Below are 12381 nucleotides of genomic sequence, written 5' to 3'. Positions count from 1 at the left end.
GCCCAGGCCACCCGTTTTTCTGTTCATCGCCGCCGCATAATGCGGCCATCGCGCCCGCTAGCCCGGCTCGCCCATCAGCTGCTTCACCAGCTCAACGCAGCGCAGAAAGCGCGTATCGTAGTCCGCCTCTTTCACGTGCACGAAGTTTATTTCGTTCTCTTTCAGCAACGACACCAGCAGGGTCTGGAACTCCGTACGATCCACCGAGCTTCCCAGACTGCGTAAACCGTCGGCCACCCACGGCGTGTTGTTCTCCAGCAGGATAACCAGGTCAAAACGGTATTCGTCGATCAGCGCCTGGACGAAGGGATGCTCGCGGCCTTCGTACTTCAGACAGAACGCCTGGGTACTGACAAAATCGGTATCGATGAACGCCACTTTATTGGCATATTTCACAGCGAAATCAATGTACTGTGCGTGTCCGAGCGCAATTTTATCATAGTCAGAATACTGCAGCGCCATCTCGTCGCCGCCCAGATGCGAGAAGACGTAGTCCCGGCCATACTCCCAGGCGCTGGTGGTATTGAAGATGTTGGCCAGCTTATTGACCAGCGTCGATTTACCGCTCGATTCGCCGCCGAGGATCGCCACCGTACGCACGAAGAACGGCTTCACTTCGGTGGGGATATATTCCCAGTAGCGGAACGGGTTTTCGCGGATCTGCCCGCCGCTGATGCTCATAAAGGTTCGTTTAGGATCGATAAGTACCGTTTCGATCCCCAGGTGCTCCAGATACTGCGGGGCGTCGGATTCTTCCGAGGTATAGATCCAGTTTGGCTGAATGCCCTTCTCGTCCATAAAGGCGCGGATCCCTCGGCTCCAGACGTCCCAGCCGTGCGGATAAGGCTCCATCCCCTCTTCATTAAAGGCGTGAATGCGGATGTTTTTCTGATATTTGAAGGTTTGCAGCAGCCAGCGCAGGCGGTCGGGCACCGTCGGCTGCTGCGACATGGCGCTCTCTTCAAACAGCTCGCGGTCGCGGGTATCGTCATAGCCCATGATGATATGCAGCTCGTCGACCTGGCTGCAGGCGCGCTGGATCAAATAGATATGGCCGGTATGCAGCGGGTAAAACTTACCGAACACCACGCCGACGCTTTTTTGCCGGCGCGGGAACTCAAGGCCGAGAAAGCGGTGCAGCGCTTCCAGCTTCTGCGCGCTCGGGCTTTTAATTTTCGCATTCAGCAGCTGGCTCAGATAGCCTTTGGTCATCCCGCTGGCTTCAGCCACCTGCTGCAGCGTGCAGCCTTTTTGCTTAATCGCGGTTTTGAGATAGTCGAACGATGACACAAGAGCCTCCTGCTTGAGCAATACTGAAAAAATATCCTGTGGGTTTCTGCTGGCGGCAAGCGCAAATCCCGATGAGCTGAGTGAACTCAGTGATTCGGGCAAGCGACGCCGCCAACACACCTGCCGCCGGAAAGACGACGGATATTTAATTATAAGTCGTCAAAAACGCTTAGCGCATCCGCAAGCTTTTTCACGCCAAAGATTTGCATCCCTTCCGGTACTTTTTTCGGCACGTTAGCCGCCGGGACGATGGCGCGGCGGAAGCCGTGCTTGGCCGCCTCGGAGATGCGCTCCTGGCCACTGGGCACCGGGCGGATCTCGCCGGAGAGCCCCACTTCGCCAAACACCACCAGATCGTGCGGCAGCGGACGATCGCGCAGGCTGGAAACCATCGCCAGCAGCAGCGCCAGATCGGCGCTGGTTTCCGCCACCTTCACCCCGCCAACGACGTTAACAAACACGTCCTGGTCGGCCATCTGCAGGCCGCCGTGACGGTGCAGCACCGCCAGCAGTATCGCCAGACGGTTCTGCTCCAGCCCCACGGCCACGCGGCGCGGGTTGGACATCATGGAGTGATCGACCAGCGCCTGAATCTCCACCAGCAGCGGGCGGGTGCCTTCCCAGACCACCATCACCGAGCTACCGGAAGTGACCTCATCGCCGCGGCTGAGGAAAATCGCCGAAGGGTTGCTGATTTCGCGCAGCCCCTGTTCGGTCATCGCGAAGACGCCCAGCTCATTCACCGCACCGAAGCGGTTCTTATGGCTGCGCAGGGTGCGAAAGCGGGAATCAGCGTCGCCGTCCAGCAGCACAGAACAGTCAATACAGTGTTCGAGTACCTTCGGTCCGGCCAGCGAGCCGTCTTTGGTGACGTGACCCACCATGATAATCGCCACGTCGCGGGTTTTGGCAAACCGCGTCAGGTAGGCGGCGGTCTCACGCACCTGGGCCACGCTGCCCGGCGAGGACTGGACGTCGGCCATATGCATCACCTGGATCGAGTCGATGACCATCAGCTGCGGCTTCTCTTCATCGGCGATCTGGCAAATTTGCTCGATGCTGGTTTCGGAGAGCATGTTGAGATTGGCCGTCGGCAGCCCCAGACGATGCGCGCGCATCGCCACCTGCTGCAGCGACTCTTCCCCGGTGACGTACAGGGTTTTCATGCCTTCCGCCAGCCGGCACAGGGTCTGGAGCAGCAGCGTCGATTTCCCCGCGCCCGGGCTGCCGCCAATCAGAATCGCGCTCCCCGGCACCACGCCGCCGCCAAGCACGCGGTCAAACTCCTTAAAGCCGGTGGAAAAGCGCGGCAGCGCCTCAAGGCTGATCTCCGAAAGTTTTTGCACCTTCGACACGCCGGCATTACCGGCGTAGCCCGTCAGACGCTCGTTTCTCGCCACCTGCGGCGAAGCGGCAATACGCACCTCGGTGATGGTATTCCAGGCATGGCAGGCGCTGCACTGCCCCTGCCAGCGGGGGTAATCCGCACCACATTCATTACAGACAAATGCGCGTTTTGGAGCTTTCGCCACGTTAACCTCTTACTTTTGGTTCATGCTGCCCGAGAGAATACAGAATACCCCCATCAGGTCAGCGTGGCGGATTGTCACTTCCGCCAGCTCGTTCACTTTTGGTTTTGCATGATAGGCGATACCAAGGCCCGCGGCCTTGATCATCGGCAGATCGTTGGCACCGTCGCCAATAGCCACGGTTTGCGCCGGCGGAATTTCATATTTTTCCGCCAGCTTGCGCAGCGTCGCGGCTTTGTACTTAGCGTCGACGATATCGCCCGTCACGTTGCCGGTTAGCTTGCCGTCCATGATCTCCAGCTCATTGGCGAACACGGCGTCGAGATGCAGCTTGTCGCGCAGGTACTCCGCAAAGAACGTGAAGCCGCCGGAGGCGATAGCCACCTTCCAGCCCAGCGCTTCCAGCTTCAGCACCAGCTGGGTCAGCCCCGGCATCAGCGGCAGCGCGTCGCGCACCTGCAGCAAAATATTCGCGTCGGCATCTTTCAGCGTCGCCACCCGCTGGCGCAGGCTGGCGGTAAAGTCCAGCTCGCCGCGCATCGCGCGTTCGGTCACTTCCGATACCAGCTCGCCGGTTCCCGCAAGCTTCGCGATCTCATCGATACACTCAATCTGAATGGCGGTGGAGTCCATATCCATCACCAGCAGCCCCGGCGAGCGCAGGTGCGGGATTTTGCCCAGCGGCGCGACGTCCAGCCCGGCTTCGTGCGCCAGTCGGGTCGCGCGCAGGGTCAGAGAGCCGGCCAGACGAATAACCTGATAGTCTTCAACGACCCAGGAGGCGACGATAACCAGCGCCGCGCCCAGCTCACGCTGCCAGTCGGTTAAACGGCGCTTATCAAGGCCCCGGCCGTAGAGCAGCCAGCCGCTGCGTCCGGCGTGATAATCCAGCGGCATGACCTCATCACCGCTCAGCGAAAGCGGTAATCCAGGCCACAGGGAAACATCTTCGGGCAGATCGCACCAGGTCAAACTGTTTGGCATTACGGCTCCAGATTTCTTCATTCAGGCGAGGAAAATAACGCATGAGGCTACCTTGTAACCAGCGCTTCTGGCAACATTAAGCTGCAAATATTAAAGGTGGAATATGGTACGCGCAAAACTGAAATTCCGACTGCATCGCGCCGTCATCGTTCTGATCTGTCTGGCGCTTCTTGTCGCCCTGATGCAGGGAGCCTCGTGGTTCAGCCAGAACAGCCAAAAGCAGCGTAACCCGCAGCTGGAAGAACTGGCCCGCACGCTTGCCCAGCAGGTTTCGCTAAATCTTGCGCCGCTGATGCGCAGCGAGACGCCCGATGAAAAGCGCATCGGCCAGCTGCTGGAGCAGCTGACCCGACAGAGCCGCATCCTGGATGCCGGGGTCTATGACGACCAGGGCGATCTGGTGGCGCGCTCCGGCGAAGGCGTCAACGTGCGCGACAGGCTCGCCCTCGACGGCAAAAAGGCCGGCGGCTACTTTAATCAGCAAATCGTCGAACCTATCCAGGGCAAAAACGGTCCGCTCGGCTACCTGCGCCTGACGCTGGATACCCATACGTTAGCGACCGAGGCGAAACAGGTGGATAATACCACCAATATTCTCCGCCTGATGCTGCTGCTGTCGCTGGCTATCGGCGTCGTGCTGACCCGCACCCTGCTGCAAGGCAAACGCACCCGCTGGCAGCAGTCGCCATTCCTGCTTACCGCCAATAAGCCGGTGGAAGATGAAGACGATGATAAAAAAGGAACCCCCTGATGCCGATACGCCTGCTGCTCTCCGACTCCTACGATCCGTGGTTCAACCTCGCAGTTGAGGAGTCTATTTTCCGCCAGATGCCGGCAACCCAGAGAGTGCTGTTCCTGTGGCGCAACGCCGATACGGTGGTTATTGGCCGGGCGCAAAACCCGTGGAAAGAGTGCAACACCCGCCGGATGGAGGAGGATAACGTGCGTCTGGCCCGCCGCAGCAGCGGCGGTGGCGCCGTTTTTCACGATCTGGGCAACACCTGCTTTACCTTTATGGCGGGCAAGCCCGAGTACGATAAAACCGTCTCCACGCGTATCGTCCTGGAGGCGCTTAACGCGCTGGGCGTCGCGGCGGAAGCCTCCGGGCGCAACGATCTGGTGGTGAAAACCGCCGAAGGTGACCGCAAGGTCTCCGGTTCCGCCTACCGTGAAACCATGGATCGCGGTTTTCACCACGGCACGCTGCTGCTGAACGCCGATTTAAGCCGTCTCGCCAACTACCTCAATCCGGACCAAAAAAAGCTGCAGGCCAAGGGGATAACCTCGGTACGCGGCCGGGTGGCCAATCTGGTGGAGCTGCTGCCGGGCATCACCCACCGTCAGGTTTGCGCCGCCATCGAAGAGGCTTTTTTCAAACACTACGGCGAGCGGGTGGCAGCCGAAGTCATTTCGCCGGATAAAACCCCCGATCTGCCTAATTTTGCCGAAACCTTCGCCCGTCAGAGCAGCTGGGAGTGGAATTTTGGCCAGGCGCCGGCCTTCTCTCACCTGCTGGATGAGCGCTTTCGCTGGGGAGGCGTCGAGCTGCATTTTGACGTCGAGAAGGGGCATATCACCCGTACGCAGGTATTTACCGACAGCCTGAACCCGGCGCCGCTGGAAGCGCTGGCCGCGCGGCTGCAGGGCTGCGCGTATCGCGCCGAGGCGCTGCAGCAGGCGTGCGAGGCGCTACGGGTCGATTTCCCCGAGCAGGAACAGGAGCTAGGCGAGCTGTCCGCATGGATAGCGGGTGCGGTACGCTAATGGCGGGAGGCGGCTATCCGGCCGCGGCGTTCGCGCCTTAGCCGGAAACTGCGGCCCTCCCCGCGTCGGGAGAGAGCCGTTCATCTTACTCTTTATCGCCCAGCAGAACGGATTCCAGCGCGATTTTGATCATATCGTTGAAGGTGGTCTGACGCTCGGCAGCGGTGGTCTGCTCGTGCGTACGGATATGGTCAGAAACGGTGCAGATGGTCAGCGCTTTTGCACCGAACTCCGCCGCCACGCCGTAGATACCGGCCGCTTCCATTTCCACGCCCAGAATGCCGTATTTTTCCATCACGTCAAACATCGACGGGTCCGGCGTATAGAACAGGTCGGCGGAGAAGATGTTGCCGACGCGCGCGTCAACGCCCAGCGCTTTTGCGGCATCAACGGCGTTGCGCACCATGCCGAAGTCGGCGATAGCGGCAAAGTCATGGTCTTTAAAACGCAGACGGTTCACTTTGGAATCGGTGCAGGCACCCATACCAATAACCACGTCACGCAGCTTCACGTCAGCGCGCACCGCGCCGCAGGAGCCGACGCGAATGATTTTCTTCACGCCGAAATCGGTGATCAGCTCTTTGGTATAGATGGAGCAGGATGGGATACCCATACCGTGGCCCATAACGGAGATTTTGCGGCCTTTGTAGGTCCCGGTGAAGCCCAGCATGCCGCGCACGTTGTTCACTTCACGCACATCTTCAAGGAAAGTTTCCGCAATGTGCTTCGCGCGCAGCGGGTCGCCCGGCATCAGCACGACGTCAGCGAAATCACCCATCTCGGCGTTAATATGTGGAGTTGCCATCGTTTTATCCTTTTATATTTGAATGCATGAAGGGCGGGAAACTCCCGCCCAAATCCATCAGAACATGGCTTTGCCGTAGTCCATCGCGGAAGTCCCGAAGTAGCTCGCCAGCGTTTGGCCGATGTCCGCGAAGGTTTCACGGTGGCCAAGCGAACCGGGTTTAACCTTCGGCCCGTAGACCAGTACCGGAATATGTTCCCGGGTATGGTCGGTGCCCTGCCAGCTTGGGTCACAGCCGTGATCGGCGGTCAGGATCAGAATGTCATCTTCCCCGACCAGCGCCATCAGCTCAGGCAGGCGGCGGTCGAACAGCTCCAGACCCGCGGCGTAGCCGGCGATATCGCGACGGTGGCCCCATGAAGAGTCGAAATCGACGAAGTTGGTGAAGACGATAGTCTTGTCGCCAGCCTCTTTCATCTCTTTGATGGTCGCGTCAAACAGCGCGTCCAGGCCGGTCGCCTTCACTTTTTTGGTGATCCCGCAGTTCGCGTAGATATCGGCAATTTTACCCACCGACACCACGTGGCCATCTTTCTCATCCACCAGCTTCTGCAGCACGGTGGCGGCAGGCGGCTCAACGGCGAGGTCATGGCGGTTACCGGTGCGCTGGAAGTTACCCGCCTTGTCGCCGATAAACGGACGCGCAATGACGCGGCCGATGTTGTAGCCGCCTTCGGTCAGCTCTTCGCGCGCGATTTCGCACAGCTCATACAGCTTATCGAGACCGTAGGTCTCTTCGTGACAGGCAATCTGGAACACCGAGTCAGCGGAGGTGTAGAAAATCGGCTTGCCGGTTTTCATATGCTCTTCGCCGAGCTGATCCAGAATGACGGTACCGGAAGAGTGGCAGTTGCCGAGGTAGCCCGGCAGGTTTGCACGCTTAACCAGCTTGTCCAGCAACTCCTGCGGGAAGCTGTTCTCGTGTTCCGGGAAGTAGCCCCAGTCGAACAGCACCGGCACGCCAGCGATTTCCCAGTGGCCTGACGGCGTGTCTTTACCGGAAGAGAGTTCGTGTGCCCACGCATAGGCACCGACAACTTCCGCATTTCCATCCATTCCAGCCGCGATGGAACCCGTAGAACCTTCATGCGCTTTTACCAGACCGAGACGGGTCAGGTTTGGCAAATTCAGCGGGCCTTTACGGCCGATGTCGGCTTCCCCTTTGGCACAGGCTTGCGCAATGTGTCCGAGGGTATCTGCGCCAACGTCGCCAAAGCGAGCAGCATCTTCAGTCGCACCGATGCCGAAGGAGTCCAGCACCATAATAAATGCACGTTTCATATTATTCTCCGTACCTTTTGCGCTGCAAAAAAGCGATCAGATCAGTATACAGCTATTCAGTAATGCGACGATAGACCGTCGGCGTTTCTTTCGCTGCGGTATCGCCCAGTTTTATTGCCGCCTTCACGGCTTTGGCGGCCTCCTGCCAGCTGGATTCATCTTTCGCGTGAATCACCGCCAGCGGCCGCTGCCCGTCAACGCTATCGCCCAGGCGGGCCATATCGGTAAAGCCGACGCTGTAGTCAATCGGGTCGGATGCCTGACGACGACCGCCGCCCATCGACACCACCGCCATGCCCAGCGCGCGGGTGTCCATTTCAGCGACAAACCCTTCACCATCGGCATAGACCGCCTTGCTCAGCATCGCGGTCGGCAGATATTTATCATAGTTTTCAACGAAATCGTTCGGGCCTTTCTGCGCAGCCACCATTCGGCCAAAGACCTCGGCCGCTTTACCGTTATCCAGCACCGCCTGCAGCTTCGCGCGCGCGTCGGCATCGTTCTGGGCCAGCCTGCCGGAAATCAGCATTTCGACGCACAGCGCCATGGTTACGTCAAACAGACGCGGATTGCGATATTCGCCGGTCAGGAACTGCACCGCTTCGCGGACTTCGACGGCGTTACCGGCGCTGGAGGCCAGCACCTGATTCATATCGGTCAGCAGCGCGGTGGTGCGCACGCCCGCGCCGTTGGAGACGCCAACGATCGCTTCGGCCAGCGCCGCAGAGAGTTCGTAAGTCGGCATAAAGGCGCCGCTGCCCACCTTCACGTCCATCACCAGCGCATCCAGGCCTTCAGCCAGCTTTTTCGCCAGAATAGAGGCGGTGATCAGCGGAATCGAGTCCACCGTCGCGGTAATATCGCGAGTGGCGTAGAAGCGCTTGTCGGCAGGCGCCAGCGAGCTGGTCTGCCCGATGATAGCCACGCCAACATCCTTAATGATGTCGCGGAAACGGCCGTCGTCCGGGAAAATATCAAAACCGGGGATCGCTTCCAGCTTGTCGAGCGTTCCGCCGGTATGCCCCAGTCCACGACCGGAGATCATCGGCACGTAGCCGCCGCAGGCGGCAACCATCGGGCCAAGCATCAGCGACGTGACATCGCCCACGCCGCCGGTGGAGTGCTTATCCACGATCGGCCCGTTAAGATTGAGGCTTTTCCAGTTCAGTACGGTTCCTGAATCCCGCATCGCCATGGTCAGCGAAACGCGTTCTGGCATAGTCATATCGTGGAAAAAAATGGTCATCGCCAGCGCGGCTATCTGCCCTTCGGAGACGGTGTTATCGCGGATCCCGTTGATGAAGAAGCGAATTTCATCATCGCTCAGCGCATGACCATCACGTTTTTTACGAATAATTTCTTGTGCGAGAAACAAGGTAACCCCCTGAGGAATAAGGTCAAACACGACGGGCGGCGTTATCTGCGCCCGTGCTAAAATCCTGAAGCCCGGCCGCACGTTGCGCCGCCGGGGATCTCCCGGCCTCGGCGCTAGCGCGCCTCGTCCGGGATACGGTTATGTCACCGTTACGCCTTAGTAGCTGCTGGCGCTCTTACCATCGCCGTGGCCCAGCGCTTTCAGCAGGCTAGCCAGCAGGCTGGAGGCGCCGAAGCGGTAGTGGCGCGAGTCGGCCCACTCTGCGCCGAACAGCTCATCGGCAATCGCCAGGAACTGCTGCGCGTCTTCCGCGCTGCGTACGCCGCCCGCTGGCTTAAAGCCTACGGTTTCCTGAACGCCCATATCGCGGATAACTTCCAGCATGATGCGCGCGCTTTCCGGCGTGGCGTTTACCGGCACTTTACCGGTAGAGGTTTTGATGAAATCCGCGCCCGCTTTGATGGAAATTTCGGAAGCTTTGCGGATCAGCGCTTCTTCTTTCAGCTCGCCGGTTTCGATGATCACTTTGAGCAGAACGTTAGCCGCCGCACAGGCCTCTTTACAGGCTTTAACCAGGTCGAATCCAACCTGCTCGTTGCCGGCAATCAGCGCGCGGTACGGGAATACCACGTCAACTTCATCGGCGCCGTAGGCGATCGCGGCGCGGGTTTCCGCCAGGGCGATATCGATATCGTCATTACCGTGCGGGAAGTTGGTCACCGTGGCGATATGAATATCCGGCGTGCCCTGCTCATTCAAGGTTTTACGAGCAATCGGGATAAAGCGTGGATAGATGCAGACTGCCGCCGTGTTACCGACCGCCGTTTTCGCCTGATGACACAGCGCGATCACCTTCTCATTGGTGTCGTCGTCATTCAGGGTGGTCAGGTCCATCAGCTTCAATGCGCGCAGGCTGCTTGCAGATAAATCAGTCATTTCATACTCCGACGGCGTATTGCCGGTTCAATAGTTTGTCACCTTGCGAGTCTGTTACTATTGTAACATCACCTCGCCGCTACACTTCGACACCCATCACAGTTAATGAAAACTAATTACTAACTTGCATAACCATAATGAGATGTAAATCACATAAAAATGCCAGTACCCACCATCTCAGCGACAAGTTTTCTTTAAGCATAATCAGAATTCCTCATCGCGCGACAATGTTATTATTATAACATACAAGCAGCCTGAAACTCGACACCAGCGCGCACATATTGTGCTAAAGAAAGAGGGGTTACGTGATTATAGATTGAAAAACAACGATTTTAATCAAAACCGGGAAATGATGGAATTCTAACAAACACAGGAACCGTAGCGTGAGTTTTGCCGCCGCGACGGCCGAGAGGGCGGGTTTCGCTTGTTAAGCGAGATGTTATAGCGTGCCGAACAGCGCTTCGGTGTTGCTCAGGAGAGCCTGGGCGATAACATCTGCCGGCTCCTGGCGCAGCTCGCACAGGGTGGTAAAGACCCGAGCCGCCTGCTCCGGGCGGTTTGGCTCTCCCTGAAAGCCGTTTAGCGGCATATCCGGCGCGTCCGTTTCCAGCAGCAGAGCCGACAGCGGCAGACGCGACATGACCTCGCGCGTTTTACTGGCGCGGGGATAGGTAATGGTGCCGCCAACGCCAATTTTGTATCCTGACTGCACGAAACGCTCCGCCTGCTGCAGGCTGCCGGCAAAGCCATGCACCACCCCGGTACGCGCCAGAGCGTGCTTTTTCAGCAGCATCGCCAGCTTATCGTGGGTGCGTCGCGAATGAAGGATAACCGGCAAATCATAGCGCTTTGCCAGCCGCAGCTGCGCCTCAAGCACCGCCTGCTGGCGATCAAACTGCGGATCCTCACGATAGAGATCGAGGCCAATTTCCCCAATCGCCACCACCTTTGCGCTGCGCTGCTGCAGGCACGCCTCAAGCCGCTGAAGGCTGCTCTCATCATGACGCTCAATCACTATCGGATGTAGGCCCAGCGCGGCATACAGCGCATCATGCTGCGCAGCCAGGGCCAGCACGCGGGGAAAATTGTCCGCCTCGGTGGCGGGAACAATAATCCGCATCACTCCTTCACGCGCGGCCCGGGCGATGCTGTCCGTTTCATCATCGGCAAACGGCGGGAAATCGAAATGACAGTGGGTATCGATAAATTGTCGCATCACGCCAGATCCTCATTATCGAAGCTGGCATCGTTGGCCTGCGCGGCGTCAATCAGGGTTGCCTGGTGCGCATCGTTGGCCACGGAAGCCGGCGGCACCACCACCGGCGCGGGCACCGCGAGACGCGGCATATGCCGCAGCAGCGGCGGACGGTCGGCCAGCAGCTTGCCCACCGTTGCCAGGAAATAGCGGCCGCACTGACGGCCGGTTTTATAGTCCTCAAGCAGCGCCGGCAGCCGGCTCCCCAGGGCCATACTCTTTAACGGCTTCTGCGGGTAGATTTCGAGGATCCGCAGCTTATCCGGCGGCTTGTCAATAAACTGCTGGGTGGCGCGGTAGGTGGCCTCATGGTGCTGGACCAGATTGACAAACGGCTGCAGGCTGCTTTCGCCGAGCCAGCGCTCCATACGTTTAAACCACTGCGGGGTATAGTACATCTGCGACGGAACCGTGCGGATCACCACAATCGTCTGCGCGCCGCGTTTTGCGGCCTCCTGCACCGGGATAGCGTCGCTGACGCCGCCGTCGAGATAGCTGATACCGTCAAGCATCACGCCGCTGCGATAAAAACCGGGGATCGCGCTGGAGGCGCGGATCTGATCGAGCCACGTGGACTGCGTCGGGGAAAAGTAGTTAGGGGTATAGTCATCACCGCGGCAGGCGCACATCCACAGCTCTTTGCCCTGCGCAAACCGATCTTCGGCGTAGCTCATCGCCAGAGGCATTTTTTGCGCCGTGGTCCCCACCAGCCAGTCGAGGTCGATAAGATTTCCGCCGCGCACGAAGCGCATCGGGTCAAAAAACTCGCGGGCGGTGGTGTAACGCGTGATGACCTTGCGCGCGTAGCCCTGCTGGTTGCACATATAGGCTGACAGATTTTGCGCCCCGGCAGAGGTGCCGAGCATAATGTCAAAAGGGTTGAATCCGGCGCGCATGAACTCATCCAGCACACCGGCAGTAAAAATCCCCCGTTGCCCTCCCCCCTCACACACCAGGCCAAGCTTGCCCGGGTGAAAAGGTTTAACCGATAATGGCGCAATGTTGCCAAGCGTGACGGGAATTCGATGCCCCACTCTGTCTTCCTGTTTGCTTATTCTATCGCCTCAAAGTAACGCAATTTTTAACCCCCTGATACAGCAAAAGCCAGTCATATAGACTGGCTTTATGTAAAACACTATTTCATCAATACGCTTAATGCCAC

Annotated in this window: 11 protein-coding genes; 2 read left to right on the top strand and 9 right to left on the bottom strand. The window is 58.7% G+C overall.

Annotated features, from left to right (window positions below):
- Window positions 1-57 precede the first annotated feature (57 nt).
- From nadR to serB, 3 genes are all read right to left on the bottom strand, one after another.
- Window positions 58-1290, bottom strand: a complete 1233-nt coding sequence (gene nadR, locus M2416_RS12100; protein WP_076946443.1) for a multifunctional transcriptional regulator/nicotinamide-nucleotide adenylyltransferase/ribosylnicotinamide kinase NadR — start codon at window positions 1288-1290, stop codon at window positions 58-60.
- Window positions 1291-1439: 149 nt separating this feature from the next.
- Window positions 1440-2822: a DNA repair protein RadA gene (radA, locus tag M2416_RS12095; RefSeq protein WP_041143954.1), complete on the bottom strand. Its 1383-nt coding sequence runs from the start codon at window positions 2820-2822 to the stop codon at window positions 1440-1442.
- 9 nt (window positions 2823-2831) lie between these two features.
- The gene (serB, locus tag M2416_RS12090) at window positions 2832-3803 is read right to left on the bottom strand and encodes a phosphoserine phosphatase (RefSeq protein WP_045860068.1); all 972 of its coding nucleotides are present in this window, start codon (window positions 3801-3803) and stop codon (window positions 2832-2834) included.
- 103 nt (window positions 3804-3906) lie between these two features.
- On the opposite strand from serB, the gene M2416_RS12085 reads away from it, so the two are divergent.
- Window positions 3907-4554, top strand: a complete 648-nt coding sequence (locus M2416_RS12085) for a YtjB family periplasmic protein (RefSeq protein WP_041143952.1) — start codon at window positions 3907-3909, stop codon at window positions 4552-4554.
- Window positions 4551-5567 (top strand): lipoate--protein ligase LplA, encoded by a 1017-nt coding sequence (gene lplA / locus M2416_RS12080; protein WP_259224550.1) that lies wholly within the window; start codon window positions 4551-4553, stop codon window positions 5565-5567. Before M2416_RS12085 ends, lplA begins: the two co-directional genes overlap by 4 nt.
- A gap of 85 nt (window positions 5568-5652) precedes the next feature.
- On the opposite strand, the gene deoD is transcribed toward lplA, so the two are convergent.
- From deoD to M2416_RS12050, 6 genes are all read right to left on the bottom strand, one after another.
- On the bottom strand, window positions 5653-6372 hold the full coding sequence (deoD, locus tag M2416_RS12075) for a purine-nucleoside phosphorylase (protein WP_004857662.1): 720 nt from the start codon (window positions 6370-6372) through the stop codon (window positions 5653-5655).
- A gap of 57 nt (window positions 6373-6429) precedes the next feature.
- Complete coding sequence (gene deoB, locus M2416_RS12070) at window positions 6430-7653, bottom strand: phosphopentomutase (protein WP_076946445.1); 1224 nt, start codon at window positions 7651-7653, stop codon at window positions 6430-6432.
- A gap of 52 nt (window positions 7654-7705) precedes the next feature.
- Window positions 7706-9028 (bottom strand): thymidine phosphorylase, encoded by a 1323-nt coding sequence (deoA, locus tag M2416_RS12065; RefSeq protein ID WP_259224155.1) that lies wholly within the window; start codon window positions 9026-9028, stop codon window positions 7706-7708.
- 156 nt (window positions 9029-9184) lie between these two features.
- A complete protein-coding gene (gene deoC, locus M2416_RS12060; protein WP_259224153.1) occupies window positions 9185-9964 on the bottom strand; it encodes a deoxyribose-phosphate aldolase in 780 nt (259 codons plus the stop codon).
- Window positions 9965-10403: 439 nt separating this feature from the next.
- A complete protein-coding gene (locus tag M2416_RS12055) occupies window positions 10404-11183 on the bottom strand; it encodes a TatD family hydrolase (protein ID WP_259224150.1) in 780 nt (259 codons plus the stop codon).
- Window positions 11180-12253: a patatin-like phospholipase family protein gene (locus tag M2416_RS12050; RefSeq protein WP_041143945.1), complete on the bottom strand. Its 1074-nt coding sequence runs from the start codon at window positions 12251-12253 to the stop codon at window positions 11180-11182. Before M2416_RS12050 ends, M2416_RS12055 begins: the two co-directional genes overlap by 4 nt.
- Window positions 12254-12381: the final 128 nt, after the last annotated feature.

This window comes from Klebsiella sp. BIGb0132 (assembly GCF_024810075.1).
Classification (GTDB): Bacteria; Pseudomonadota; Gammaproteobacteria; order Enterobacterales; family Enterobacteriaceae; genus Klebsiella; species Klebsiella terrigena.
This window is presented reverse-complemented; position numbering and strand designations above follow the sequence as displayed.